General features: G+C 72.0%; 25 protein-coding genes and 1 riboswitch. Of the genes, 12 read left to right on the forward strand and 13 right to left on the reverse strand.

Annotation, left to right across the window (positions count from 1 at the left end; genetic code table 11):
• Positions 1-19: 19 nt before the first annotated feature.
• Positions 20-2,398 (reverse strand): heavy metal translocating P-type ATPase, encoded by a 2,379-nt coding sequence (locus ACQPYN_RS30015; protein ID WP_433030631.1) that lies wholly within the window; start codon positions 2,396-2,398, stop codon positions 20-22.
• A 263-nt stretch (positions 2,399-2,661) separates the two neighbouring features.
• On the opposite strand from ACQPYN_RS30015, the gene ACQPYN_RS30020 reads away from it, so the two are divergent.
• Both ACQPYN_RS30020 and ACQPYN_RS30025 read left to right on the forward strand, forming a co-directional pair.
• The gene (locus ACQPYN_RS30020) at positions 2,662-2,871 is read left to right on the forward strand and encodes a CsbD family protein (RefSeq protein ID WP_433030634.1); all 210 of its coding nucleotides are present in this window, start codon (positions 2,662-2,664) and stop codon (positions 2,869-2,871) included.
• A gap of 153 nt (positions 2,872-3,024) precedes the next feature.
• Positions 3,025-3,288 (forward strand): hypothetical protein, encoded by a 264-nt coding sequence (locus ACQPYN_RS30025; protein WP_433030637.1) that lies wholly within the window; start codon positions 3,025-3,027, stop codon positions 3,286-3,288.
• 52 nt (positions 3,289-3,340) lie between these two features.
• Here ACQPYN_RS30025 and ACQPYN_RS30030 read toward each other — a convergent pair whose 3' ends face one another.
• Together ACQPYN_RS30030 and ACQPYN_RS30035 are read right to left on the reverse strand one after the other, a co-directional pair.
• A complete protein-coding gene (locus ACQPYN_RS30030) occupies positions 3,341-3,655 on the reverse strand; it encodes a DMT family transporter (RefSeq protein ID WP_433030640.1) in 315 nt (104 codons plus the stop codon).
• 13 nt (positions 3,656-3,668) lie between these two features.
• Positions 3,669-3,742: riboswitch (guanidine-III (ykkC-III) riboswitch) on the reverse strand.
• A 69-nt stretch (positions 3,743-3,811) separates the two neighbouring features.
• Complete coding sequence (locus ACQPYN_RS30035; protein WP_433030643.1) at positions 3,812-4,204, reverse strand: VOC family protein; 393 nt, start codon at positions 4,202-4,204, stop codon at positions 3,812-3,814.
• A 181-nt stretch (positions 4,205-4,385) separates the two neighbouring features.
• Here ACQPYN_RS30035 and ACQPYN_RS30040 point away from each other — a divergent pair, with 181 nt between their 5' ends.
• Entirely contained in the window at positions 4,386-5,027 is a 642-nt protein-coding gene (locus ACQPYN_RS30040) for a thermonuclease family protein (protein ID WP_433030646.1), read from the forward strand.
• An 82-nt stretch (positions 5,028-5,109) separates the two neighbouring features.
• Positions 5,110-5,604 carry a hypothetical protein gene (locus ACQPYN_RS30045; RefSeq protein ID WP_433030649.1) on the forward strand — a complete coding sequence of 165 codons (495 nt, stop codon included), beginning with the start codon at positions 5,110-5,112 and terminating at the stop codon, positions 5,602-5,604.
• On the opposite strand, the gene ACQPYN_RS30050 is transcribed toward ACQPYN_RS30045, so the two are convergent.
• From ACQPYN_RS30050 to ACQPYN_RS30065, 4 genes are all read right to left on the reverse strand, one after another.
• On the reverse strand, positions 5,601-6,506 hold the full coding sequence (locus ACQPYN_RS30050; RefSeq protein ID WP_433030652.1) for a DUF5996 family protein: 906 nt from the start codon (positions 6,504-6,506) through the stop codon (positions 5,601-5,603). The two genes, ACQPYN_RS30045 and ACQPYN_RS30050, sit on opposite strands and share 4 nt — an antisense overlap.
• Positions 6,507-6,543: 37 nt before the next feature.
• Complete coding sequence (locus ACQPYN_RS30055; protein WP_433030655.1) at positions 6,544-7,761, reverse strand: NAD(P)/FAD-dependent oxidoreductase; 1,218 nt, start codon at positions 7,759-7,761, stop codon at positions 6,544-6,546.
• A 19-nt stretch (positions 7,762-7,780) separates the two neighbouring features.
• Entirely contained in the window at positions 7,781-8,713 is a 933-nt protein-coding gene (locus ACQPYN_RS30060) for an acyl-ACP desaturase (protein WP_433030657.1), read from the reverse strand.
• Between the two features lie 87 nt (positions 8,714-8,800).
• Positions 8,801-9,517: a TioE family transcriptional regulator gene (locus ACQPYN_RS30065; protein ID WP_433030660.1), complete on the reverse strand. Its 717-nt coding sequence runs from the start codon at positions 9,515-9,517 to the stop codon at positions 8,801-8,803.
• Positions 9,518-9,575: 58 nt separating this feature from the next.
• Here ACQPYN_RS30065 and ACQPYN_RS30070 point away from each other — a divergent pair, with 58 nt between their 5' ends.
• Positions 9,576-10,757: an erythromycin esterase family protein gene (locus tag ACQPYN_RS30070; protein ID WP_433030663.1), complete on the forward strand. Its 1,182-nt coding sequence runs from the start codon at positions 9,576-9,578 to the stop codon at positions 10,755-10,757.
• A gap of 21 nt (positions 10,758-10,778) precedes the next feature.
• On the opposite strand, the gene ACQPYN_RS30075 is transcribed toward ACQPYN_RS30070, so the two are convergent.
• The 3 genes from ACQPYN_RS30075 to ACQPYN_RS30085 form a co-directional block, all read right to left on the reverse strand.
• Positions 10,779-12,056 carry a serine hydrolase domain-containing protein gene (locus ACQPYN_RS30075; protein ID WP_433030666.1) on the reverse strand — a complete coding sequence of 426 codons (1,278 nt, stop codon included), beginning with the start codon at positions 12,054-12,056 and terminating at the stop codon, positions 10,779-10,781.
• A 140-nt stretch (positions 12,057-12,196) separates the two neighbouring features.
• Entirely contained in the window at positions 12,197-12,925 is a 729-nt protein-coding gene (locus tag ACQPYN_RS30080) for a spermidine synthase (protein WP_433030668.1), read from the reverse strand.
• A gap of 58 nt (positions 12,926-12,983) precedes the next feature.
• Positions 12,984-13,697 (reverse strand): GAF and ANTAR domain-containing protein, encoded by a 714-nt coding sequence (locus ACQPYN_RS30085; protein ID WP_433030671.1) that lies wholly within the window; start codon positions 13,695-13,697, stop codon positions 12,984-12,986.
• 138 nt (positions 13,698-13,835) lie between these two features.
• Here ACQPYN_RS30085 and ACQPYN_RS30090 point away from each other — a divergent pair, with 138 nt between their 5' ends.
• The 4 genes from ACQPYN_RS30090 (at position 13,836) to ACQPYN_RS30105 (ending at position 16,042) form a co-directional block, all read left to right on the forward strand.
• Positions 13,836-14,420 (forward strand): NADPH-dependent FMN reductase, encoded by a 585-nt coding sequence (locus ACQPYN_RS30090; RefSeq protein ID WP_433030674.1) that lies wholly within the window; start codon positions 13,836-13,838, stop codon positions 14,418-14,420.
• A gap of 94 nt (positions 14,421-14,514) precedes the next feature.
• A complete protein-coding gene (locus ACQPYN_RS30095; RefSeq protein WP_433030677.1) occupies positions 14,515-14,733 on the forward strand; it encodes a hypothetical protein in 219 nt (72 codons plus the stop codon).
• A gap of 31 nt (positions 14,734-14,764) precedes the next feature.
• Positions 14,765-15,223, forward strand: coding sequence for an SRPBCC family protein (locus tag ACQPYN_RS30100; RefSeq protein WP_433030680.1), 459 nt, complete (start codon positions 14,765-14,767; stop codon positions 15,221-15,223).
• 54 nt (positions 15,224-15,277) lie between these two features.
• The gene (locus tag ACQPYN_RS30105) at positions 15,278-16,042 is read left to right on the forward strand and encodes an alpha/beta fold hydrolase (protein ID WP_433030683.1); all 765 of its coding nucleotides are present in this window, start codon (positions 15,278-15,280) and stop codon (positions 16,040-16,042) included.
• Between the two features lie 95 nt (positions 16,043-16,137).
• On the opposite strand, the gene ACQPYN_RS30110 is transcribed toward ACQPYN_RS30105, so the two are convergent.
• Positions 16,138-16,431 carry a hypothetical protein gene (locus ACQPYN_RS30110; protein WP_433030686.1) on the reverse strand — a complete coding sequence of 98 codons (294 nt, stop codon included), beginning with the start codon at positions 16,429-16,431 and terminating at the stop codon, positions 16,138-16,140.
• A 613-nt stretch (positions 16,432-17,044) separates the two neighbouring features.
• On the opposite strand from ACQPYN_RS30110, the gene ACQPYN_RS30115 reads away from it, so the two are divergent.
• The gene (locus ACQPYN_RS30115; RefSeq protein ID WP_433030689.1) at positions 17,045-18,172 is read left to right on the forward strand and encodes an AI-2E family transporter; all 1,128 of its coding nucleotides are present in this window, start codon (positions 17,045-17,047) and stop codon (positions 18,170-18,172) included.
• A 1,548-nt stretch (positions 18,173-19,720) separates the two neighbouring features.
• Positions 19,721-20,083, forward strand: coding sequence for a cupin domain-containing protein (locus ACQPYN_RS30120; protein ID WP_433030692.1), 363 nt, complete (start codon positions 19,721-19,723; stop codon positions 20,081-20,083).
• A 308-nt stretch (positions 20,084-20,391) separates the two neighbouring features.
• Here ACQPYN_RS30120 and ACQPYN_RS30125 read toward each other — a convergent pair whose 3' ends face one another.
• Positions 20,392-21,588, reverse strand: a complete 1,197-nt coding sequence (locus tag ACQPYN_RS30125) for an MFS transporter (RefSeq protein WP_433030695.1) — start codon at positions 21,586-21,588, stop codon at positions 20,392-20,394.
• A gap of 734 nt (positions 21,589-22,322) precedes the next feature.
• On the opposite strand from ACQPYN_RS30125, the gene ACQPYN_RS30130 reads away from it, so the two are divergent.
• Positions 22,323-23,648 carry a heparin lyase I family protein gene (locus ACQPYN_RS30130; RefSeq protein ID WP_433030697.1) on the forward strand — a complete coding sequence of 442 codons (1,326 nt, stop codon included), beginning with the start codon at positions 22,323-22,325 and terminating at the stop codon, positions 23,646-23,648.
• Between the two features lie 286 nt (positions 23,649-23,934).
• Here ACQPYN_RS30130 and xth read toward each other — a convergent pair whose 3' ends face one another.
• Complete coding sequence (gene xth / locus ACQPYN_RS30135) at positions 23,935-24,714, reverse strand: exodeoxyribonuclease III (RefSeq protein ID WP_433030700.1); 780 nt, start codon at positions 24,712-24,714, stop codon at positions 23,935-23,937.
• Between the last annotated feature and the right edge of the window lie 122 nt (positions 24,715-24,836).

Below are 24,836 nucleotides of genomic sequence, written 5' to 3' on the forward strand. Positions count from 1 at the left end.
AACGCGGACGGGAACGCCGTCAGGGTGTGAAGCGCCGCAGCCGCAGACTGTTGCCGACGACGAAGACGCTCGACAGCGCCATCGTCACGCCGGCGATCATCGGGTTCAGCAGCCCGGCGACGGCCAGCGGGAGCGCCGCGACGTTGTAGGCGAAGGCCCAGAACAGGTTGCCGCGGATCGTGGAGAGCGTGCGGCGGGCCAGGCGCAGGGCGACGGGCACGGCGCGCAGGTCGTCGCGGACGAGGGTGACGTCGCCGGCCTCGATGGCCATGGCGGTGCCGGTGCCCATCGCGACGCCGAGGTCGGCCTGCGCGAGGGCCGCGGCGTCGTTGACGCCGTCGCCGACCATCGCGACGGTCGCGCCGCCCTCCTGCAGACGGCGGACCTCGTCGGCCTTCTCGGTGGGCAGGACCTCGGCGACGACGTCGGCGGCATCGATGCCCACCTCCGCGGCGACCGCGCGGGCCGCGGCGGGGTTGTCGCCGGTGAGCAGCACGGGACGCAGACCGCTCGCCCGCATCTGGGCCACGGCTTCCTTCGAGCCCTCGCGCACGCCGTCCGCGACCGCGAGCACCGCCCGGGCCCGCAGGACGCCGTCCTCGTCGTCCCAGGCGACCAGCACCGTCGTCGCCCCCTGGCCCGCGGCGTCGTCGAGCGCGCGCTGCAGGTCGGCGGGGACGTCGACGCCGCGCTCGACGAACAGGCGGTGGCGCCCGGCGAGCACCCGCACGCCGTCGACGGTCCCGACGACGCCGAGCCCGTCGAGCGCCGCGACGTCGGTGACCTCGCTGACCTCGACCGACGTGGACGCCGCCTCTGTGACCTCGTCCCGGGCCGCCGCCGCGATCGCCCGGGCGACGGGGTGCTCGAGGCGCGCCTCGAGGGCGCCGGCGCGGGCGAGCACCTCGTCGCGGCCGACGCCGTCCGTCGCGCGCAGCGTCTGCAGGGTCATCCGGCCCGTGGTCACGGTGCCCGTCTTGTCCAGCACGATCGTGTCGACCCGTCGCGTCGACTCGAGCACCTCGGGCCCCCGCAGCAGGATGCCGAGCTGGGCACCGCGGCCGGTGGCGACGGCCAGGGCGGTCGGGGTGGCGAGGCCGAGCGCGCAGGGGCAGGCCACGACGAGCACGGCCATCCCGGCCGCGACCGCGAAGCCCCAGCCGGCGCCCGAGACGCCCCAGAAGAGCAGGGTGTTGATCGCGACCAGGATCACGACCGGCACGAACCACGCGGAGATGCGGTCGGCGAGCCGCTGGATCGCGGTCTTGCCGGCCTGCGCCTCCTCGACACGTCGCGCCATCCGCGACCACTGCGTGTCCCCGGCGGCCCGGGTGGTCTCGACGACGAGGCGGGCGGTCTCGTTGCGCGTGCCGGCGAGGACCTCGGTGCCGGGCTCGACGTCGACGGGCGCGGACTCGCCGGTCATGGCGCCCGCGTCGACGGTCGACCGTCCCTCCACCACGCGACCGTCCAGCGGGAAGGGCTCGCCGGCGCCGACCGCGATGCGGTCCCCGGGCTGCACGCCGCCGACCGGCACCGGCAGTTCGCGATCGCCGACGACCACGCGGGCCTCGGTCGCGGGCGGCGCCATGAGCGACGACGACACCCCGAGCGCACGGCGTCGTCCGCGGAGCTCGATCCAGCGCCCGAGCAGCGCCGCGGTGGTGATGGCCGCCGCGGCCTCCAGATAGACCGTCCGCGAACCGTCGAACTGGTCGGGCCGCGGGATGAGGTAGAGGGCGTGGCGCATGCCGCCCAGCCCCGCGCCGCCGAAGAAGAGCGTCCACAGCGACCAGCCGAAGGCGGCGAGCGTGCCCACCGAGACGAGCGTGTCCATCGTCGCCGAGAGGTGGCGCAGGTGACGGGCCGCGGCCCTGTGGAAGCGGTACCCGCCCCAGATCACGACGGGCGCGGTGAGCACCAGGCAGAACCACTGCCAGTACCGGAACTGCCAGTCGGGGTTCATCGCGACCGCCATCACCGGCAGCGTCAGCGCGAGGCAGACGAGGGCGCGGTGGCGCAGCTCGGAGAGCTCGGGGTCCGGCGCGTCCTCGGCCTCGGGTGCTGCCGTCGACGACGTCGGGCGCGGCGTGGCCTCCGGGGCGGTCCGCGGTGCGGGGACACCACCGCCGGCGGGCACCAACGGCGCCGCCGCCGCCGCCCCGAAGCCGAGGGTCCGGACGGCCGCGACGAGCTCGTCGCTGTCCTGCTCCGGCGGGTGGGTGACGCGGGCGCGACCCGTGGCGTAGTTGACGCTGGCCTCGACGCCCGGCAGCCGTCCGAGCTTGCGCTGGATGCGTGCGGCGCACGTCCCGCAGGTCATGCCGGTGACGGCGAGCTCGGTCGTCACCGTCTCCGCGCTCGCCGCTGCCGTGCTGTCCGCGACATCGGTCGCCACGCCGCCACCTCCTGCTCGTCGCCGGGGATCGACGGCGCGACGTTAGGGGGCGATCACGCCGCGGCCGCCGGAGCTGAGAGCGCCTGAGGACCCGTCCGCCGACCGCCGACCGGGACGGGACGAGCGGTCGTTCCGGACGCCCGTGCGGCCGCTGACGTTCACCCGATCGGTTCAGTCACCGTCTCAGCCGTGCGTGTGTGCGGCGCGGTGATGATCGGGTAGGCCCGGCGACGACCGTGCACCGTTCATCCAGGAGGCACCCCATGGCCGAGGACACGTCCGCCGAGGACCTCAAGGGCCGCGCCAAGGAAGCCGTCGGCGCCATCACGGGCCAGGACGACTGGGCCCGCGAGGGCAAGGAGCAGCAGAAGAAGGCCGACGCCGAGGACACCGCCCGGCAGAAGGAGGCGGAGGCCCAGAAGGCCCGCGCCCAGGCCGACAAGAAGGACGCCGACCAGAAGAAGCACCAGTAGTCCTCACACTCCCCGTGCGGCCCCGGACCGGCCACTGATCGGTCCGGGGCCGTCGTGTGTCACGCCCGGACAGGCACTGGACGCACTGCGTAACGAACTTCGCCTTCCGATCGATCATCAGCCGTCACGCGGGGTCGATGAGGGAGCGCAGCGATGATGGTGCTCGTGGTGCTGGGGGTCGTGGCGATGGGTCTCGCCCTCGCCTGGGAGCTCCGGTTCGTCGCGCTCTGGCTCCTCGTGCGGGCCGTCGACGCAGTCGAGGGCGCCGACGCCGCGGGCCGCCGGCAGTACGGCGACTTCCGACGCATCGTCGCCGAGAAGGGCCTCGCCGGCGTCGACCTCGCCTGGCTGGCGAGCGGCGACGACGACCGGTCCGACGCCGCCGACCGCGCGGACTGGCAGCTGCGCAGCGCCTGACCGTGCACCGACGACGCGTGAGTCAGTGGACCGTGCGTCAGTGGACCGTGCGTCAGTGGACCAGCTTCAGCCCGACCACGCCGCCGACGATCGCCACCAGGAAGACGATCTTCAATGCGGAGATCGACTCGTCGCCCGTGGCCATGGCGTAGGCGACGGTGAGCACCGCACCGATCCCGACCCACACCGCGTACGACGTGCCCACCGGCAGGCTCCGCATCGCGTAGGCCAGGCCGATCATGCTGAGCACGATCGCGACGCCGAAGGTGATCGACGGTCCGAGCCGGGAGAAACCCTCCGACCTGCCCAGAGCGGTGGCCCACACGGCCTCGAGCACACCGGAGACGACGAGAACGATCCATGCCACGACGAGCCTCGCTACGGTCGCCGTCTTGTCGCGGTCTGGGTACGGCGCCCCTCGTCCAGGTCGCTCCCGATGATCGGGGAGCGCCTCCCGAGGATCGCAACGGGTGCGTGAGCTCGGCAAGGCGGACGACGGTGCGTTGCGTCTCCACGGTCCGGCTCAGACGACCCGCGCCATCCAGAGGTGGCCGTCGGGGTCGGTGAACGTGCTCTGGTACCCCCACCCCGGGTCGCCCGGCTCGACCTTCACCGTGGTGCCCGCCGCCCGCACGCGCTCGGTGACGGCGTCGACCTCGGCAGGCGTGGCCGCGCCGAGGGCGAGCAGGCACTCGCTCACGCCGTCCGGGGCCACCTCGTGGTCCGCGCTGACGAAGCCGAAGCCGTCGCGGGGTATCAGCATGAGCGTCACGCCGGGGCCGAGGGCGAACTGGAGCGGCTCGGGCAGGCCGTCGTCCGCGATCTCGCTGCCGACGGTCTCGAGGTCGAGCACCCGGCGGTAGAAGTCGTGGGCGATCCGGCGGTCCTGCACCGGCAGCGCGACGGTGAACGGCATTTCCGCACCCTCCCACCGATCTGCCCGATCCCACGAGCGGGTGACGGCGTAACAATTCCGACCGACCGGACGAGATCACCGTCGACGGACAGGCCGGAAACGCCCGCAACCACGCGGCAGCGGCCGCCGCAGTTCCGTCTCCATCCACGTTCGTGCGGTTCTCTGTCGGGGGGACATTCCTGTGTCGAAGAAGGGCTGGGCCATCGGCGTCGTCGCGTTCCTCGCGATCGTCGGCTCGTGCAGCGACAAGGAGACGACGTCGACGACGCCGGCCCCGGTCGCGGCGCCTGCCAGCTCGTCCCCGTACGTCGCACCCGTGGCGGCGCCGACGACGTCGGCCGCGCCCGCGGGGGTCGCCGTGACCCGGGTGATCGACGGGGACACCTTCGAGATCGCCGGCGGGCAGCGGGTGCGCGTGCTCGGGATCGACTCGTGCGAGCTCGGCACCTACGGCGGCACCCAGGCGAAGCAGTCCGCCGAGATCGCGCTCGACGGCGAGTCGGTGGTCCTCGAGCAGGAGCCCGGCATCGACCGCGACCGCTACGGCCGCCTGCTGCGCTACGTCTCGACCGGCTACGGCAGCGACTTCGGCGAGTCCATGGTCGTCCAGACCCACACCGGCGTTGCCCGGGGCGACAGCGACGCCTCCGACGCACGGCTCGCCGAGCTGCGGGATCGGGACGACGGCGGTCGCGACTGCTCGGAGCCGGACGACACGCCCTCCACCACCTCCTACGACGTCGACGTGGATGACGACGACGACGTCAACCTCCCCGACGGGGCGCTGACCGGCGGCTACTGCGCCCGCAAGTGGTGGTGCTGACCCGGGCGACGCTCTGTCACGCCGACGAGTGACGGCTCGCACGCGGGCTCACGAGCTGGTCTGGGCGGAGCGATTCCCGGGCATGACGCAGTCGGGGCGCCACGCTCGGGACCACAGCTCGATCAACGCCGCGCGGCTGGCACTGGCCAGCACGGTGATCGGGATCCTCGCGGCCGCGGTGGTGGTGCTGACGTCCGCAGCGCCGGACGTCGCACTCGTGGCGTCCCCGGTGGCGCCCGCCGCCGCGGTCGCGCCGGTCGCACCGGGGACGGTCGTCCCCGCGGAACCGGTCACCACGGCTCCGGCCTCGTCGCCGAAGGCCGCCCCGGCGACCACCAGGTCGCGGACGTCGGACGAGCACGAGACACCGTCCACCTCGTCCCGCGCCGGCGCCCGGAGCTCGGGCGCGGGGTGTGGTCAGCGCGCGGTCTCGGCGGGCGAGTTCAACCCGTCGTGCTCGGAGTACCAGGGCTACCTCGACCCCGGCCGCGCCGGCGGCCGCGCCCCGAGCTCCGGCGACCTCCAGACCGAGTGGGGATGCGAGCAGGGCTACATCCCCGCCGAGGAGTGCGACTAGGTCCGCTCGAGGGCCTCGCGGTCCCACGGCGCGTTGTCCGCGGCCGCCTCGTAGGTGCTCTGCAGGAACTCGAGCAGGTACCGGTCCGGGTCGGCTGCCCGGCGCACCGCCTCGTAGGGCAGCAGGAACTGCTGGGCGGCGTCGACCCAGGCCGCCTCGGCCGGGGCGACCGGGTGCTCGCGGAACCCGGGGGGCTCCGGGTAGGCGTAGGCGTAGAAGGCGCCCTCCTCGCCGAAGCCCGGCCAGAAGCCGGCACTGCTGAGCTCGTGCGAGTAGCCCTCGACCATGACCCAGTCGGCGCAGTTCGGGGCGCCGCCGGGGTGCGGCGGTGCGGTGCGGCCCGAGAACCGCGTGCACGCCATGTCCAGCCCGCCCCAGAAGAAGTGGACCGGGCTGACCTTGCCGATGAAGCGCGACCGGAACTCGGTGAGCACCCGCTGTGCGTTGACGAGCTGGCCCCAGAACGCCCGCGCGTGGTCCGGCTCGTAGGTGGTGTGCTCGTCGTCCTTCTCGAACGGGATCGCCCGCACCACCTCCGTGGGCGTGGTGCGGATCGTGACGTCCACGCCCAGCTCGCCCAGCGCGGCCATGGTCTCGGCGTAGAAGTCGGCCACGGGCCTGCTCGCCAGCGGCACGGAGCGCTGCCCGCCGGTGCTCGCCCGGAGGTCCAGGCGGTGCTCGACGAAGTCGAACTCCATGTCGAAGGCGCCGTGGGCGTAGGGCATCGACGACGTCGTCAGACCGCGCGCCGAGACGTAGAGCGGGACCTGCCACCAGTGGTTGATCATCGGCTCCGAAGCCATCCGGATCTTCCCGACGATCTGGGTCCACATGTGCAGCGTGTCCCGGGTGTCCGCCCAGTCGGCGACCCGGAGGGCGGGCCACAGCTCCGTACTACTCATTCCTCCATTCATAGCCGGACGAGCACGCCGCCGTCGATCAAAGGTCGGACAGCGGGACCCCGGGGTCGGCGAGCCGGGCGGTGTCGAGCGTCGTGCCGGCGCGGATCAGCCGCTCGATGTCGTCGGTGACGTCCCAGATGTTGACGTTCATGCCGGCGAGCAGTCGCCCGTCCTGCAGCCAGAACGCGATGAACTCGCGGCCGGCGAGGTCGCCGCGGACGACCACCTCGACCTCGTCGCCCGCGTCGACGTGGCCCGTGTACTCCATGCCGAGGTCGTACTGGTCGGTGAAGAAGTAGGGCAGGCGGTCCCAGCCCGCGGCGTTCTCGTCGATCATCGCCGCCGCCGCGACCGGCCCGCTGTTCTGGGCGGTCGCCCAGTGCTCGACACGGATCTGCCGGCCGAGGGCCGGGTGGTGGATGCTCGCGATGTCCCCGGCGGCGTAGATGTGGGGATCGCTGCTGCGCAGGTGCTCGTCGACCCGGACGCCGTCGTCCACCTGCAGACCCGCGCTCTCGGCGAGCTCGGTGTTCGGGGCCGCGCCGATGCCGACGACGACTGCGTCCGCCTCGACGAGCGAGCCGTCGCCCAGGCGGACGCCCACGACGGCGCCGTCCTTGCCCACGATCTCGGTCACCTGCACGCCGGTGCGCAGCTCGACGCCGTGCTCGCGGTGCAGGCCGGCGAACACCTCGGCGATCTCCGGGCCCAGCACGGCCAGCAGGGGCGCGTCGGCGGCCTCGAGCACGGCCACCTCCACGTCGGCGATCCGCGCCGCCGCGGTCACCTCGAGGCCGATCCAGCCCGCGCCGATGACGGCGATGCGCCCCGCCCGCTGCAGCAGGATCTTGAGGCGGTCGCTGTCGTCGAGGTAGCGGAGGTAGTGCACGTCCTCCAGCTCGGCGCCCGGCACCCGCAGGTGCCGTGGCGAGGACCCGGTGGCGAGCAGCAGGGCGTCGTAACCCACGCGGCCGCCGTCGTCGAGGACGACCTCGGAGGCCTCGCGGTCGATCGCGGTGACGGTCGCACCGAGGCGCAGGTCGACGTCGTGCTCCCGGTACCAGTCGGCCGGGTGCACGAAGACCTCGTCGCGCTCCGACGATCCCTGGAGGTACTCCTTCGAGAGCGGGGGGCGCTCGTAGGGCCGGTGCTGCTCGGCGCCGAGCAGCACCACCGGCCCCTCGTACCCGCCGTCCCGGAGGGCCTCCGCAGCCCGGGCGCCGGCCAGTCCCGCTCCGACGATCACGTACGTCATGCGTGGCTCCTCCTGTTCGTCAGCCCGACTTGGCGGCGAGGCGCTCGCGCGTCCTCGCCCGCTGCTCCTCGAACCGCGTGGCCTGGGCGTCGATCCGGGTCAGGAACTCGGAGAGCTCCGTCCGGGCCTTCTCCCCCTCGGCGTCGAGACCCTCGAGCTCGAACACCTTCCAGTGGCGCAGCAGGGGCCAGACCACCTCGTCGTGGTGCACACGCAGGTCGTAGATGCCCGCCTGGGCGATCTGCACGGCCTTGCGGGTGAAGCCCGGGATGATCGCGCCCGGCATCGCGAAGTGGACCACCTCGTCGGTGATGGCCCGCATCGTGGCGTTGGGCGCGAAGTCGAGGGCGGCCTTCGTGAGGTTCCGGTAGAAGACCATGTGCAGGTTCTCGTCGGTGGACACCCGCGTGAGCAGCTTCTCCGCGATGGGGTCCCCGGCGAACTTGCCGGTGTTGCGGTGCGAGACGCGCGTCGCGAGCTCCTGGAACGAGACGTAGGCGAGCACGTTGAGGATCGGCTTCTCCGCCGAGTCGTAGCCCGTCTGCATCACCTGCATCCGCGCCTGCTCGAGCTCGTCCGGGTCGACGCCGCGGGTCACGAGGAGGTAGTCGCGGATGCAGAAGGCGTGACGGCCCTCCTCGGCGGTCCACCGGTGCACCCACGTCCCCCAGGCACCGTCGCGGCCGAACGCCCGCTCGATCTCGCGGTGGTAGCTGGGCAGGTTGTCCTCGGTGAGGAGGTTGACCTCGAGCGCCGTCCGCGCGATCGGCGACAACGCCGACTGCTCGGGGTTCCAGGCCTCTCCGCCGAGGTCCGCGAAGTCACGCCCGAGGCTCCAGGGCACGTACTCGTGCGGCATCCAGTCCTTCGCCATCCCGAGGTGCCGGTCGAGGTTCTCGGTGACGGCGGGCTCGAGATCGAGGAGCAGGCGCGTGCTGTCCGTGGTGGTCATGATGTGTCCACTCTCAGCCGCGGTGTCGGCCATGGGGTGCGTGCGCACGGCCCCCGCAGACTACCGGGCCGGGCGACCCTCAGATGATCAACGCTCGCGCTCGCGGAGGTAGGCCTCCAGCTCGGCGGCCCCGCGGAGCATCGCCCGCCCCCGGGCGGCGAGCCGTGCGTGCCAGTCGCCCAGGGCGCCCTCCAGCGGCTCGAGCCCGCCGGCCGCCCGGACCTGCGCGATCAGCGGGGCGATCTGCTCCAGCAGATAGCCTCCCCGGCGGAGCTGGTGGGCCATCCGGACGTCCCGGACGTCGGCGTCGTCGTAGACGCGGTAGCCGGTCCGCGGATCGCGGCGCGGGACGACGAGGCCGGCCCGCTCCCACGTGCGCAGCGTGGCGGGCCGCAGCCCGAGCTGGTGTGCCAGCGGCCCGATGAAGATGCCGCCGGGCTCGGGCGTCGCGACGGGACCCAGGTCGCGCAGGGCCCGCTCGACAGCCCGGAGGGTCCGGCGGTCGTCGAGGAGCTGGGCGTGGCCCTCGTCGACCAGGCGGAAGGCCTCCTCGGTCGCGCCCTCGTTGACCGCCCGCATGATCGACGTCGCCGCCCCGTGGCCGTGCCCGGGCACGAGGGCGAGGAACGCGCGCAGGGCCGCCGCGTGCACCGGGGTGTAGACCCGGTAGCCGTGCGCCGTGCGGGTGGCGGGCGGGAGGCTGCCGGCGTCCTCGTAGTTCCGGACGGCCTGGGGGGACAGGCCGTGCCGACGGGCCAGGTCCACCGGCCGGAGCTTCCCGGCACTTTGAGGGTTTCGGGCCATCGTCCCCCCGATATCGCGCCGAAGTCTCCACCGAGGGTTCAACGATAGCGTTGAGGAGGTGACTGCTGACATCACCGCCACAGCCCGACCCGTCGACGCCCGGGCCGTCATGGGGCTCCTCCCCGGTCGGCCGCGGGTGCTCGCCCTCGGGGAGCCCACCCACGGCGAGGACGCGCTCCTCCACGTGCGCAACGCGCTGTTCCGCCAGCTCGTCGAGCAGGAGGGCTACCGGACCATCGCGATCGAGAGCGACTGCCTGAAGGGCCTGCTCGTGGACGACCACGTCACCTCGGGGGCGGGCAGCCTCGACGAGGTCATGGAGCACGGGTTCAGCCACGGGTTCGGTGCGTCCGCGGCGAACCGGGAGCTCGTGCGCTGGATGCGGGCCCACGACGACGGACGGCCCGCCTCCGAGCAGCTCCGTTTCGCCGGGGTCGACGGGCCGCTGGAGATCAGCGGGGCGGCGAGCCCCCGACAGGCCCTCACCGCGCTCCACGGCTACCTCGCCGCGCACGGCGACGAGAGCCTGCTCCCGTGTCCTGCGGCGACGCTCGACGACCTGCTCGGCGCCGACGACCGGTGGACGAACCCCGCCGTGATGTGGGAGCCGGCCGCATCCGTCGGGCGCTCCGCCGACGCCCGGGAGCTGCGACTGCACGCCGACGATCTCGCGTCGCTGCTCGACGAGCAGACGCCGCACCTGATCGCGGCGACCTCCCGGGACGAGTGGGAGCGGGCCCGCCTCCACGCCCGCACCGCCGTCGGCCTGCTGCGCTACCACCACGCGATGGCCGACACCTCGTCGAGCCGGATGCCGCGGCTGCTGGGCGTGCGGGACCAGATGATGGCCGACAACGTCCTCGCCGCCGCCGAGCGGGGACCGACACTGCTCTTCGCCCACAACGCCCACCTGCAGCGGGAGAAGAGCTCGATGCGGATGGGCGACCTCCCCGTCCCGTGGTGGAGCGCCGGCGCGCTGGTCAGCGCCCGCCTCGATGAGGACTACGCGTTCCTGGCCACGGCCCTCGGCACGATCCGGCACCACGACGTCGACGACCCGCCGCCGGACACCCTCGAGGGGCTCCTGTCCGCGCTGCCGGAGAGCCGCGTCCTCGTCGACCCCCGACAGCTGCCGGCCCGCGCCGCGCCCCGCACGTCGCCCTGGTTCGGCTATGCCCCGTTGGACCCGGCGCACCTCGGCTCCATCGACGGCGTCGTGTTCGTCCGTGATGTGGCCTGACGGCGGTCAGCTCGCCGAGCGTCACCCCGCCGGCAGCTCGTAGACCTGGCCGGCCACCTTCGTCAGCAACACGTTCGCCGTCTGCCGGCCGTCGAGCCCCACCGTCAGGTTGCTCCAGATCACGATCGTCACCTGGTTGACCGGGTCGTAGCCGGCGAAGTCGTTGTAGCTCGGCATCTCGCCGAAGTGGAAGTAGAGCGGGACGTTCGGCGCGAGGATCTGCCGCTCGATGCCCAGCCCGTACTGCGTCGCGCCCGGCTGCGACGGGTCGGAGGGCTGCGGGCTGTCCAGCCACTGTCGCTGGAGGTCGGGGCCGAACACCCGGCCGCCGACCAGCGCCTGCATCCAGGTCGCGAGGTCGTCGGCGGTCGAGATGGCCCCGCCGGCCGCCGTGGCGTAGGACGAGTTCTGGTGGGTGTAGTCGACGGGCGCCAGGGTGCCCGCCCGGGCCGCGGCCACCATCTCGGGCGGGTAGGGGGTCTCCACGAGGGCGTACTCGGAGCCGCCGTACAGGTAGCCACGGGAGAAGGGTTCGGGGAGCGAGGTGTCCGTGGTCGCCGGGAGGCTGGTCTGGGCCAGACCCTGCGGGCCGTACAGGCGGTCCTGGAACGCCTGGTTCAGCGGCCTGCCGTCGACCCTCTCGACGATGAGGCCGAGGAGGGCGTAGTTGGTGTTGCTGTAGTCGTAGGCGGCGCCAGGGGGGAACAACGGGGGGTGCCGGAAGGCGATGTCCAGCACCTCCTGCGGCGTCCAGACCTTCGCCGGGTCGGCGTCGAGGGTGTCCGCGAAGCCGGGGTCGTTCGTGTAGCCGTACAGGCCGCTGCGCATCGTCAGCAGCTGGGCGACCGTGATGTTCTCGCCGTTCGGCACCCCCGGGACGTACCTCGACACGGGATCGGTGAGCTGCAGCTTCCCCTCCTGCGCCAGCAGCAGCGTCACCGCGGAGGTCATCGTCTTGGTGATCGAGGCGATGCGGACATGGGTGCCGCCCGTGGGCGCCACCTGCGCACCCCGCTGCGTCGTCCCGACGGCGGCCGTGAACTCGCCCTGGGGGGTGCGGACCTCGACCACGGCGCCGGGGATCATCAGCTCTGCGGCGGTCGCCTCGACCATGGACGTGAGGGCGGCGGGATCGATCGTCTTCACCACGCCCGACCCGTTCGACGGCGTCGCCGCGGCCGCCGCGGTGGGTGCCGCCGCTCCGTTCGCCGAGCAGCCGGCGAGCACCAGGAGCAGGCAGGACGCCAGCCCGAGGACACGGGCTCGCGGAGGCGGCCCGGGCCGAGAGTCAGCACGCATGTCCTGCTCCCCGCCCTGGGCGCCGACGTCGTCGTCGGATTCACGAGGTTGGCGCACGGTCCGGCATGGTCACCAGCCGCTGACCGGCCGAGCCACCGCACGTAGGGGACCCGCGACGCAGAGGCAGTGTCTCCCGCGCGTCAGGGCCGAGCGGCGGGTGTGGTCGCGACGTAGACGGTGTGGGCCGCCTCGCGGTCCTGCAGCGGGTTGGGGAAGCGGACGACGTGCGCCTCGGCGGTCGCGAAGGCGTCGGCCAGCAGCGCGGTGAACTCGTCGTCGGGCGGGTCGTTGGACCAGAGCGCGAACACCCCGCCGGGACGCAGGCGCGCGGCCACGCGGGCCAACCCGTCCCGGCCGTAGAACTCGGCGTGGGCGGGATCGAGGACGTGCCTCGGCGAGTGGTCGATGTCGACCACGATCGCGTCGACGAGTCGGTCGGGAACCGATGCGTCGAACCCCGACGGGGACCGGAGCATCCCGAAGAAGTCGCCGTGCACCAGCGTGCACCGCTCGTCGGAGATCAACGACGCGGCCGCGGGCACCAGGTCCCGCCGGTGCCACTCGATCACCTCGGCGAGCGCGTCGACGACCACCAGGCGGCCGACCCTCCGGTCCGCGAGCACCGTCTGCGCCGTGTAGCCCAGCCCGAGTCCTCCCACGACCACGTCGAGGTCCTCACCCGACACCTCCGCCAGGGCGAGACGAGCCATCTCCACCTCGGCCACGGTGAACATGCTCGACATCAGGAAGTCGTCGCCGAGCTTGACCTCGAAGATGTCGATCTCGGAGGCGGGGAGCCGCCGCCGGCGGAGCACGAGCTCACCCATCGAGGTCGACCGCCAGTCGAGCTCCTCGAAGCGAGCGCTCACCGACACCCACCTCGTCGCGATCCGGCCACCCCCGCACCGTAGCCCTGGGCCCTTCCCCTCAGCCGAGGTCGAGCGAGCGGTCGAGGACGTCACGGGCGACGTCCGTCAGCGGCCGTTGCCGGCTGCGGGCGTGGCCGCGGAGCCGGATGAAGGCCGTGCCCAGGTCGAGGGCGTGGCGTGCGGCGAGGAAGCCCTTGGCCTGCTCGATGACCACCCGGCTCGTCAGCGCCTGCTCCAGCTGCTGGTTGACGGTCTCGACCTTCACCTGGGCCCGGCGGTGCAGGATGCCGATGGCCGCGGCCGTGCCCAGGAAGTGGGCGATCCGCTGATCGGCGGCCGGCAGGGGCCCGGGCTCGCGACGGAACAGGTTGAGGCCCCCGACGACCTCGGCGCGCAGCGCCACCGGCTCGGCGTGGGCGGCGCGGAAGCCCTCGGCCCGGGCCTGACGGGCGAACGCCGGCCAGCGGTCCACGTCGTCATCCAGATCCGCGCAGTGCACCGGCCCGCGCGCGTGCACGGCGTCGAGGCACGGGCCTTCCCGGACCAGTATCTGCAGGTTCTCGAGGTTCTCGCTGCCGCCGTGGGTGGCGGCGACGGGGACCAGCAGGCCTTGCTCGTCGACCAGGAGCACCCCGGCCGCGTCGACGTCGAGCAGTTCCACGCACGCGGTCGTGAGCGTGTACAGCAGGTCGGCGACATCGAAGCCGTCGCTCAAGGTGTCGGTGAGGGCGACGACGACCTCGGCGACGAGCTCGTCCCTCGGGGAGCTCATGGGGCAAGTATGGCCCGGGCCGGCGGACACGGGACGGCGAGCACCGCGGTCGTGAGCCGGGACGGCCGTCGTGCCCGGCGGCGATCCTCCGGGGATGATCGACGGTCGACCCCGAGCCGAGAGGACGGCGTACACGCGATGAAGCTGTTGGCGATCTCGGGCAGCCCCTCGTCACCGTCGAAGACGGTGCTGGCGCTGTCGGTCGCGCTCGCGCGGGGCGCCGAGCACGACGACGTGGACACCGACCTGCTGGATCTGCGCGAGCAGGAACTGGTGTTCAGCGACGGGCGCGACCCGGCCGACTACACCGGTGCCAGCCGGAGGGCGATCGACGACGTGGTCGCCGCCGACGCGCTCCTCGTCGGCACACCGATGTACCGCGGCGGGTACACCGGTCGCCTGAAGAACCTGTTCGACCTGCTCCCCAACGACGCGCTGGCCGGCAAGCCGGTGGGCCTGGTGGCCACCGGCGGCACCGATCACCACTTCCTGGCGCTCGAGCACGAGCTCAAGCCGCTCGTCGGCTTCTTCCGGGCCTGGGCCGTGCCCGGTGCCGTGTACGCCAACAACACGCACTTCTCGGCGGGCGAGCTCGTCGACCGGGACGTGCGGGACCGGCTGCACGATCTCGCGGACGCCGTCGTGACCTTCGCCCGGCACATGCCCACCCTCGCGGGCGCCGCCGCGCCGGACATTCCTCGCAAGTCCGCCGAGGAGGCCTGACGGGCCCTCTCGTTCGGGCGAACGGTGTAACGAGTGCGTCCGCGTAGCGACAACAGGCTGACACCGCAGGAATTGCCGCAGCCGGGGGGACACCATGAAGCTCGCGATCACCGCCACCGCTCGCCGTGAGCGTCGGGAGGCCGGCGAGCGCCGGCAGGAAGCCGCGCTCGAGGCGCAGCGCGCGGAGGCCCTGCGTCGCGCTCGCAACCGCTCGGCCGTCGTCGCCGCCGCGCTGGCCTCGGTCCCGCAGCCCCGTGACGCGACGGGCGGCCTCGTCGCGCAGCGTCGGACGGTCGGCGTCCCGCACGTCTAGACGATCGCTGCACCGAGCCGGAGCGAGAAACGTGTGCCCGTTCGCCGGTGAGCTGCGCGTCGACGGGTTACCCGCGGACATGGCCGACTTCCAGGGCACCACCACCGTCGACGCTGCCGACGACGTCCTCTTCGCCTTCCTCTCGGACGTCCACAACCTCCCGAAGTACTTCGCACGCATGACCTCGGCCGAGCCCGGCGAGGGCAACGAGGTGCACACCACCGCCGCGCTGCCCGACGGATCGCAGGTCGAGGGCACGGCGTGGTTCGAGGTCACCGACGACTCCCGCCACATCGCCTGGGGCGCCGAGGGCGAGAGCGGATACCACGGGTACCTCGACGTCCGGGCGGTCGGCGACGACCGCAGCGAGGTCGAGGTCCACATCCACTCCGAGCGCGTCGCGTCCGGCGACGAGTCCGTCCAGGGTGGCGTCGACGAGACGCTCGCCGCGATCAAGCAGCTCGTCGAACGCGCGAACGCCCTCGACTAGCGTGCCGTTCCCCGGCGTGGCCGCGCTCTCGCGAGCAGAGCAGGATGCGGCGCCATGACGGTGGCACTGGTGCACGGCAATCCGGAGAGTGCGGCGATCTGGGACCCCCTCGTCGCCGAGCTGGCGCGCGCGGGGGTCGAGGACGTCGTCCGGCTCTCCCCGCCCGGCTTCGGCGTGCCGCTCCCGGCCGGCTTCCCCGCGACCGTGACGGCGTACCGCGACTGGCTGATCAACGAGCTCGAGCGCTTCGACCGGCCCGTCGACCTCCTGGGCCACGACTGGGGCGGCGGCCACCTCGGGACCGCGCTCATGGAACGCCCCGAGCTGGTACGCAGCTGGGCCAGCGACGCCCTGAGCGTCTTCGAGCCGGACTACGTGTGGCACGACCTCGCCCAGACGTGGCAGACGCCCGGCGACGGCGAGGCCAGCCTCGACGAGATGTTCGCCGGAACTCCCGCAGAGCGAGCCGAACGACTGCAGGCCTTCGGCATCGGTCGGCCCGAGGCCCTGCAGATCGCCGGTGTGCAGGGCGACGAGATGAAGCAGGCGATCCTCGCGCTCTACCGCTCCGCCGCCCAACCGGCGATGGCCGAGCTCGGCAAGGGGCTGTCGGCTCTGGCGAGTCGTCCAGGCCTCGCGCTCGTCGCCACCGCGGACCCCTTCGGCGGGTCCGAGGAGCTCCGCCGGCGCGCGGCGGAGCGCGCCGGCGCCGAGGTCGCGGTGCTCGACGAGCTGGGCCACTGGTGGATGGTCGAGGACCCGGCCCGCAGCGCTCGTGTCCTCACCGCCTTCTGGCGCTCGCGGGCCTGGAGCGCGTAGGCCACGGCGGCTGACGGATCGGAGGCCCGGCCGATCCGTGCACCCGCGACTCTGCGCTGTTCGGCGTCCCCCTGATCGACCCTGACAGGCCTCCGTCACCCGACGGGGGGTGGCGACGAGGTCCCGGATGCTGCCGCCCCGATGGACGGATCGGGAACGTCCGGCGACGTGTCGAGGCCGTGCTCCCCCGCGTGCTGATCCAGCAGAGCCATCAGCCTCCGGCTCGCCTGCGCGTCGCCACCCAGACGCTGCTCGGTGTACAGGGCCGCCCCGAGGTCGTGCAGGAGAGCGTGCCCTCGCCGCTTGGCCGCCATGGACTCCATCTTGGCCTGACCCTTGGCTCCCGCCTCCATGCTCTTCCGAGCGAGGCTCTCCGCGTTCGTCTTCATCGCATCCTTGAACCCCATTGCGCCTGCTCCTCTTGCACGGTTCCGATGGTGAGGGCCCAGTGGACGCCGACTGACCGGCGACGGCATCACCCGGATCGGACGAGCGCGGGGCGGCCCCGGCACCGTGCGACCGGGATGCACCGAGACGAGGGCCACCCGACTACAGAGCTCCTCGAGACCACGGAGCTGCTCGAGGATGCCGTGCAGGTGGGAGTCGTCGATGTCTTGCGGCTGTGAACGACCTGTCGTCGCAGCGGCACCGAACCGGGAGCACCGCGGCTGGAACATCGCGCTGGGGATCATCGGCCTGCTCGCGACACTGGTCTGGGTGCGACTCGACGGCCTCGCTGGGAAGTCACGATGACGAGCGTCCAGCGCGGCCTGCTCCACGAGGAGCCTTCGAGCTGCTCTCTGAACGGAGATCAACGCCGAGGACGGGCACCCGACCGCAGGGGACTCCACCCACGATCGGGAACATCGATGGTTTCGCCCGGGAAGAGCGCGGTCATCCCGAGCGATGGCTCAGCCCACCGGGAGTCCGGGTGGCCCGCGCGGCGCCACATCGAACGACGGCGCCCCGGTGGCGGGCGCCGAGCGTGGGCATCATCCCTCGGTGGCCCAGCCCCACCTCGACGCGGAGGGCCCCATCGCCGAGGCCGAGGCGTACGCCGCGCACTCGAGCACCACGCAGCAGCCCCTCGGCCCGCTGGGTTCACCGTTGAATCGCCGCTCGCCGTTCCTGATCGGGCTCAGCGCGGCGCTCGGCGTGGCGGTCGTCATCGCCCTGGTGCAACTGGTCACCGGCGCGGCCGACGTCCTGGTCCTGATCGGGGTCGCGCTGTTCGTCGCGCTCGGGCTGGAACCGGCGGTGTCGTGGCTGGCTCGCCGCGGGCTCCGGCGCGGGTTCGCGGTCACCCTCGTCTGCGTCGGGTTCGTGGTGATCGTGGGCGGCTTCCTGGCCCTGGCCGTTCCACCGATGATCGAGCAGGCGGCCGGTTTCCTGGGCCAGACCCCCCGGTATCTGCAGCTGTTGCAGGACCGCAGCTCGACCATCGGCATGCTCGACGCCCGGTTCGGACTGCAGCAGCATCTCCAGCAGGCCCTGGCAGGCAACAGCTCAACGCTGATCAACGGCGTTCTCGGGGCGGGGTTGGCGGTCCTGGGCGCGCTGGGCGACACCGTGGTCGTCGTCGTGCTCACGGTGTACTTCCTGGCCGCGCTGCCCGGGATACGCCAGGCGGCGTACCGGTTGGCGCCGGCCTCGCGGCGGCCCCGCGCCGTCTTGATCGGCGACGCCATCTGCGTCCGCTTCGGGGGCTACGTGCTGGGCAACGTGGTGATGTCGGTGATCGCCGGGACGGCCACGTTCGTCTGGCTGCTGATCTTCGGGGTGCCCTATGCGCTGTCGTTGGGGGTGCTGGTCGCCCTGCTGGACCTGATCCCCGCTGTCGGGGCCGTGATCGGCGGCGTCCTGACCACACTGGTGGCGCTGGCCGTGTCCTGGCCCGTGGCCCTGGCCACGGTCGGGTTCTTCGTGGTGTACAACCTCGTCGAGGACTACCTGCTGATGCCGAAGATCATGGGTAGGACGGTCGACGTCCCCGCCGTGCTCACCGTGGTCGCGGTGCTGATCGGCGGTGCACTGCTCGGGGTCATCGGAGCCGTGCTGGCGATACCGGTCGCGGCCGCCGGGCTGCTGGTCATCCAAGAGATCGTCTATCCGCGGCTCGACCGCACCTGAGTCCAGGGTCGAGGTCATCACTCCCGAGCTGGTCCCGGTGACGGCGTGGCCGAGGAGAGCCCCACGTCCTCGGCCCCGGGGGCGTGGCAGATGGTTCGGGAGGTGGGCCGATGTCATGGTCGACGTCCACCGCGTACCGGCGCTGCGTTCGACGACGTCGATCTTCCGGTAGACCGAGCTCACGTGCGCGGCCCCGTGGCCTCGCGTCGGCCCCGACGAGAAGGCCGACACCTGCGCCGGCTCCCTTCGCCGCGCCGCCGCGCCGCCGCGCTGGGCGAGCTCGGCGTCGAGCACGTGGAGCGGGTCATGACCGACAACGCCTGGGCACTGGTGGAACGTGGTGGGCCCTGTGGGACTCGAACCCACAACCAACGAATCCAAAGATCGCCGCACCCCGGCCACTAAGATCTGTACCAGCAACAACGATGTCGGAACCAGTCACTCCAACCGCACCACGGACCTACAGCAGCCGCCGTTTCGCACCAGAACCCGCACCACGAGCCCCTGGACGGCTCGAGGCTCCGACCGTTGTCACCGAGCTGCCGACTGACGATCTCACGGGTCATTGTTGCCCGTCCTCGCCGGACGCGGTCAGTGCGTCATTCGCCCTTGAGCTGGGCGGCCGTAGGCCATCAGCGGCGCCAGTCGCGATTCTTCGGGCGGCGGGTTGCACCGCGGCCGACCGCTACCCGCCTCCGCGCCAGGAATGCTGCGTAGGAATTCGTCACAGGCTGGGGAGGCTCGTCGAGGGATCCGGCCGATCCCGATCAGGGTTCGCCAAAGGTCCCTCGAAGTTCGAGGAGTCCGCACCGGGAGCCCCCCATATCGATGAGGGGTAGATTGACGCAGGCGCTGCTCCTGTCGGCGGTGTACCTGCGCTGGAGGGGCCCGGGGCAACGGCCGTGGACCGCGCGCGGGCGGCCCTGTTCTCGCCGACGTCCGCCCCTTGGTGGCTACGCGGCAGCGGTGAGCACGCACATGTTCGCGCGACAGGCCGTCGGATTCTCGGGGTCAGGCGGGCTCGCGGCTGAGCAGGGTGGCGCGGCAGTAGTACTTGTGGAGCCCGTCGAGAGCGGGCCGGTGTGGCCCACAGGGTTTCGTCGTCGCAGACCGAGTCGAGCGAACAGACGACGACGTCGGGCGCCTTCAAGGATGCCCACACCGGCGCCTCCTCGGGCCGCGACCCCGTGGTCACGGTGGTCGAGGAAGCGCCGCACTCGAGGTCAACGCTAGGGGCAGCTCGGGGTTGACGGAGCTGGCACCACAGGCTGCCTCGCATAGGAGCCGAAGCTGCCTGTGATTGGCTGGCTACAGCTCCACCACGGATACGGACACGTAGGTGAGGCTTCATGGGGCCGAATAGGGCCTTTCTCTCCATGACACTGCCGCGAGCTCTACAGTGAGCGGCGTTCACAACGCGACTGCGATGCTCGCCTCTCCGCCTCAGAGGCTCAGCTTGATTTCGGATCAGTTCACTCCATGATCGGTCTTCGGCCCGTCCCTCGGGCCGCGGGACGAGCAGAACGGTCACTGATGTAGGAGGCAACCATGGCCGGTCTCGTCACGAAGAGTCTGAACAATCCTGAAGAGGTCCGCCCGTTCAAGGACGGAATGGGCAAGCTCGAGCTGGTCAACCAAGACGCCGGCGGGGTCGGGCGCGCCACGTTCCAGCCCGGGTGGCAGTGGTCCCAACACGTCAAGCCGATCGCGGGGACCGAGAGCTGCCAGGCCGCCCACATGGGCTACGTGATCTCGGGCCAGATGATGGTCCGCATGGACGACGGGCAGGAGACCCTTATCGGGCCCGGCGATTTCATGGACTGCCCACCAGGACACGACGCTTGGATCGTCGGCAACGAGCCGTGCGTCATGATCGACTGGCAGGGTTTCGCAGATTACGCGAAGGGCTGATCAAATCTCATCGACGATGGCGTCGCTGTTTCCGGGCCGGTGGCCTTGATCAGCCCGATGTCGGTGACTTCCGCGATCAGGCCCCGGCTTCTCGAACATGGCCGCGTAGACCACGGGGGTCACCTCGGAGAGGTCTTGGATGCCGGCGCCGGTCGCGTCGACATCGCGCAGGCGCCCACATCAAGGGCTCCGAGCTGCGGGTCATCAACGACGTGCGGCTCGCTTCGTCCCACTTAGGTCGCTTGCCGGCTCCTCCGCACCAAGACTCGCCTCGCGCTCGAAGCCGGCAGCGGGGACGGACTCTTCGGTCACGCCCTGGGTGTGGAGCCGCCGAGGCGCGGCGGCAGCGGCCTGCGGTACAGCGAGATCGTCCAGACCGCACCGGCGACCGCAATGCCGGCTCCCGCGCCGAACGCCCACGGAATCCCATACGAGTCGGCGATCAGGCCGAGGGCGATCGGCCCGAAGCCGAGACCGAGATCCACGACCGCGCTGGCGGTGCCGGACGCGGCACCGCGCTCGCCCGGTTTGGCGCTTGCGAAGATCGCGGAGAAGAACGCTGGGGTACTGAACGACACCCCGACCGCCACACAGAACACACCAACCAGCAAGCCGCCGGGCGTCCGCCCGATCGCCATGAGCGCAAGGCCGGCCGCCGTCACCAGCAACGCGGCCGCGCCGAGCGGAAGCGAGGGCAGGCGGTCGGGAACCTTCGCGAACAGCAGCCGGCAGGCAACGACCACCACGCCGTACACGAGCAGCGCCAAGCTGGCGTCGGCCAGGCCGACAGCCACCGAGTGCAGCGACGCGAAGGCGAGGAACCCGCCGACCGCGGCGAGCGAGGCGAGGAAGCCGACCGCCACCGGCACCGCGGGGCGGTAGATCAGCTTGCCGTGCCCGCCGGCGGGATCGATACCGCTGCGGGTCTCACCGATGCCGACGGCCACGAGCGCGGCCACCACGGCCAGCCCGGCGGCGCCGTACCACGCCGTTGGATAGCCCCAGCGTTGCAGCAGCAGCTCGCCCAGCGGCGGCCCGAGCGCGAGGCCGAGGTAGAGCCCGAGCGAGTTGTAGCTGAGCGCCTCCCCGACCCGGGCCGGCGGGGCGAGGTCAAGCAGGGCGGCGAAGCTCGCAACGAAGAACGCGGCCTCGGCGACGCCCTGCAGCAGCCGCAGCGCGACGACGACAGCGACGGTTTGCGCGTGCGGCAGCAGCGCCAACCCGATCGCGCACAGCAGCGCCCCGCCGACCAGCAACGGCCTGCGCCCGACGGTGTCGGTCAGCCGACCGGCGAACGGGCGACACACCAGCGCGGTGACCCCGAAGGCGCCGAACGCGACGCCGGCCCCCGCCGCGTCCGAGCCGACCGGCCCGACCACATACAGGGGCAGAGCGAAGAACACGACACCGTTGGCGGTGAAGTAGGCCAGATCACCAACGCTCAACGCGACGAACGCCGGTGTGAGCAGGCGACCATGGCGGCTGGGCGCAGGCTCCCGGGCCATCGCTCATTAGACCCCTAGCCGCTGTGGAAATGGGCCGATCTCGGCCACATTCCCTGCGACCGCGCTCCGCGACGCCATCGGCGACGACGTCGAGCAAGCCCGCCGACGAGGCGGTCATGGGACCCAGCCCGTCGCTCGGTGGGCGTGGACGAGGCGCAGATCCAATTCTTCGACACCAAGCCCGACCCGACCGCTCCTCGGCTGTACACCAGGCTCAGCGCACGCCTCCGCCTGAGATGTAGTCACAGGCGCCGCGACCGGAGGAGAACCGGAACGCACACCGGGGCTGGACCGCGCCAGTGCGCCCGGTGGGCAGCTCCACCTCGAGCGGAGCCGGCGCCCGGAGGACCTGGTGGTCTGACTGTTCGCAGGCGTCGCAACCTGCTGGATCGTCAGCACCAAGCTCGCCGGTAGGGCGTTTCCACATCGACCGCCCGGCAACGCCTCTCGCACAACACTCCAGGGAGCAGGGGGCCGCCGGCACGACCATGGGACACCATCGCGACACAGGCGCCGGAATGCGCCCGACGTTGCACACCTCCGGAGGGGTGCGCTCGCACCGTCGGCCGCCGGGTGTGGCGCGAGCCCGGGCGGTCTCCCTGGTGGCCATCGGTGCTCTCGCGGGCGGGGTCGCCATCGCCAGCACGACGACGCCCTGGTCCCGCGAGGCACCGCACCTCCCGCCGGGAGCTCGTCCCGACGGACCGTCCGAGGCACCAGGCGCCGGAGCTGGCGTGCTCCCCGTGCCCCCGGTGCCGCCCCCGGCCACCGAGGAGCCTGTCGAGTCCGCCGCGGTGCCGGCCGTCGCGCCGGCCCTCGCACCGGCCGTGCCGACGGAACCCCCGGCTTTCCCCCCGGTGTTGGTGGAAGCCCCAGCCTCGGCGGTGTGGCGTGCCGACGGCCCGCGCGCCTTCCTGGGAACGTCGTGGAACACCGTCGGGGCCCTACCGCCCCAGGTGAACGACGACGAGGTGTCCTTCGAGCTCAGCGGGCGCGGACAGCGCAGCGAGCTCGAGCCCGCCCTGCCCACCGTGCACGAAGGAGACCAGCACGACGTCACCTTCTCGGTCCGACTGGACGGCGAGTTCGCCACGGGCTCCACGGCTCGCCAAGTCATCGCTCGTTGGGAGAATGACAGCCCGGGGCAGGCGCCTCTCGACCTTCGGGTGGACGAGGGCGAGCTCGTCCTGCACGGCGGCGAGGGCCACCCGTCGGGCCCTCGGCCCTTCACCCGCACACTCGGGCGTGCGCCCATCGGCGAGTGGACCCAGCTGCGTGTCCTGGTGCGCTTCTCGGCCGACCCGCAGAAGGCCGGCGTCAGCGTCTGGCGCGACGGCCGGTCCGTCGTCGACGACGACCACCCTCGCGGCGGCACGCTCTACCCGGGCCAGCAGAGCTACCTCAAGGTCGGCCTGCACCGGGACCGGACCATCACGCCACTGAGCAGGGTGCGGTTCGCTGCGTGGCGCATCGACCACGGACGCGCTGCCGCACACCCGGACCGCACGGGCCCATCTCGGGACGACACCCCCACCGCGGTGCGCCAGTCGATCGGTCCCTCGGATGACGAACCTCGCTCGACGCCGTTCGCCGCTGGGAACGGGGCGTCCGAGAGCTCGGCTCGGGACGAGTCCGACCGAGACGTCGCTCAGCACACGCCGACGATCCAGCAACACACGTCACCGAACGACGGATCAGACCGTGAAGAATCCGATGACGGTCCGTCGTCCGAACGCAGCTCGACGGGCTCGTCGGATCCTGAACGCAGCACCTCGCAGTCCGACATGTCGCACCGACCTGCGTCCGAGAGGTCGTCTCGGCACGTCGGGAGCATCCACCGGACGTCATCGGAAAGCACGTCCCTCCGCGAACGATCCGAGGAAAACTCGACATCTGATCACCGCTCGGAGCCCAGCCGGCGCACCTCGCCGCCCGACCCGACCCCTCGCGGCGCATCCAAGGACCCCGGCTCACACCAGGGCTCCTCGCGGGACGGCGCGTCAACCGACATCGACGGCGGAAGTAGTGACGACTCCGGCGAGCGCTCGAGCGACGGATAGCCGCGCAACGCACGGAAGTCAGCCGCGAGCAAACACACCGAAGCGGCATCCGTCGACATGGAAACTCACATCGACAATCGACACTCGTTCCACGAGGCCCCTCGGGGCAGCGGCCTGATGGTCCGAGTCGTCTGGGTTCGTCAGCACTCGCTGCGGGGGATGTATCCCTGCTCGCATCCGTACTCGGTCTGCAGGTCACCCGAGGACGGGCACGCCCGTCCGCGCGGGTGCTCGCCGACCAGGGCCGGCCAGTCGACAGGTCCGTCGCAACGGCGAAGTGGGCGCGTTATCGCGGGTCGGTCAGTTCAATCCAGGTCGGCGCGTGGTCGCTGGTCTTCTCCTTGGCGCGGACGCCGCGGTCGACGCCGGAGGCGACGAGCCGGGCCGCGACGGCCGGGCTGAGCATCAGGTGATCGATGCGCAGGCCCGCGTCGCGGCCGAACGCGTTGCGGAAGTAGTCCCAGAAGGTGTAGGTCCGCTCGCCCGGGTGCAGCGTCCGTAGCGCGTCCGTCCAGCCCTGCGCGGCGAGCCGGTGGAACGCGTCGCGCACCTCGGGGCGGAACAGGGCGTCGTCGACCCAGCGCTCCGGCTTGTAGACGTCGAGGTCGGTCGGCATCACGTTGTAGTCGCCGGCCAGGACGACCGGAACGCCGCGTGCGAGCAGGCTCGCGGCGTAGCCGATGAACGCCTCGAACCAGGCCAGCTTGTGGTCGAACTTGGGACCGGGAGCCGGGTTGCCGTTGGGCAGGTAGAGGCAGCCGATCACAATGCCGTTCACCGTCGCCTCGATGTAGCGCGACTGCCCCGGATCGGGCTCGCCCGGCAGACCCCGGCGGGTCTCCGCCGGCGACTCGCCGCGAGCCAGGATCGCGACCCCGTTCCAGCTCTTCTGTCCCAGCCAGACGGCCTCGTACCCGGCGTCGCGAATGGCCGCCACGGGAAACTTCTCCTGCGGCGCCTTCAGCTCTTGAAGGCAGACGACGTCCGGCCCGGCCTCCGCAAGCCACTCCAGCAGGACCGGCAGCCGCCCGTTGACGCCGTTCACGTTGTAGGTCGCGATCTTCATCTCGTAGGTGCGCCTCGTCCCACCGTCAATGGCTTCAGGCCGCGGCCGGTGGCGGACCGGGTCCGCTCGGTCCGCGGGCCGGCGGGCTGGCGGGTCATCGCTGGCTAGCGGGCAGACGCAAA

Origin of the sequence: Actinomycetospora sp. CA-053990, from assembly GCF_050948445.1 — a bacterium.
Lineage (GTDB): Bacteria > Actinomycetota > Actinomycetes > Mycobacteriales > Pseudonocardiaceae > Actinomycetospora > Actinomycetospora callitridis.

Excerpts from the sequence above, each read along its gene's own strand:
- ACQPYN_RS30125 (WP_433030695.1), bottom strand. The coding sequence starts at position 21,588 with ATGGCCCGGGAGCCTGCGCCCAGCCGCCATGGTCGCCTGCTCACACCG.
- ACQPYN_RS30060 (WP_433030657.1), bottom strand. The coding sequence starts at position 8,713 with ATGACCACCACGGACAGCACGCGCCTGCTCCTCGATCTCGAGCCCGCC.
- ACQPYN_RS30120 (WP_433030692.1), top strand. The coding sequence starts at position 19,721 with ATGGCCGGTCTCGTCACGAAGAGTCTGAACAATCCTGAAGAGGTCCGC.
- ACQPYN_RS30105 (WP_433030683.1), top strand. The coding sequence starts at position 15,278 with ATGACGGTGGCACTGGTGCACGGCAATCCGGAGAGTGCGGCGATCTGG.
- ACQPYN_RS30075 (WP_433030666.1), bottom strand. The coding sequence starts at position 12,056 with ATGCGTGCTGACTCTCGGCCCGGGCCGCCTCCGCGAGCCCGTGTCCTC.
- ACQPYN_RS30050 (WP_433030652.1), bottom strand. The coding sequence starts at position 6,506 with ATGAGTAGTACGGAGCTGTGGCCCGCCCTCCGGGTCGCCGACTGGGCG.
- ACQPYN_RS30095 (WP_433030677.1), top strand. The coding sequence starts at position 14,515 with ATGAAGCTCGCGATCACCGCCACCGCTCGCCGTGAGCGTCGGGAGGCC.
- ACQPYN_RS30055 (WP_433030655.1), bottom strand. The coding sequence starts at position 7,761 with ATGACGTACGTGATCGTCGGAGCGGGACTGGCCGGCGCCCGGGCTGCG.
- ACQPYN_RS30065 (WP_433030660.1), bottom strand. The coding sequence starts at position 9,517 with ATGGCCCGAAACCCTCAAAGTGCCGGGAAGCTCCGGCCGGTGGACCTG.
- ACQPYN_RS30085 (WP_433030671.1), bottom strand. The coding sequence starts at position 13,697 with ATGAGCTCCCCGAGGGACGAGCTCGTCGCCGAGGTCGTCGTCGCCCTC.
- ACQPYN_RS30045 (WP_433030649.1), top strand. The coding sequence starts at position 5,110 with ATGACGCAGTCGGGGCGCCACGCTCGGGACCACAGCTCGATCAACGCC.
- ACQPYN_RS30110 (WP_433030686.1), bottom strand. The coding sequence starts at position 16,431 with ATGAAGACGAACGCGGAGAGCCTCGCTCGGAAGAGCATGGAGGCGGGA.
- ACQPYN_RS30020 (WP_433030634.1), top strand. The coding sequence starts at position 2,662 with ATGGCCGAGGACACGTCCGCCGAGGACCTCAAGGGCCGCGCCAAGGAA.
- xth (WP_433030700.1), bottom strand. The coding sequence starts at position 24,714 with ATGAAGATCGCGACCTACAACGTGAACGGCGTCAACGGGCGGCTGCCG.
- ACQPYN_RS30035 (WP_433030643.1), bottom strand. The coding sequence starts at position 4,204 with ATGCCGTTCACCGTCGCGCTGCCGGTGCAGGACCGCCGGATCGCCCAC.
- ACQPYN_RS30025 (WP_433030637.1), top strand. The coding sequence starts at position 3,025 with ATGATGGTGCTCGTGGTGCTGGGGGTCGTGGCGATGGGTCTCGCCCTC.
- ACQPYN_RS30090 (WP_433030674.1), top strand. The coding sequence starts at position 13,836 with ATGAAGCTGTTGGCGATCTCGGGCAGCCCCTCGTCACCGTCGAAGACG.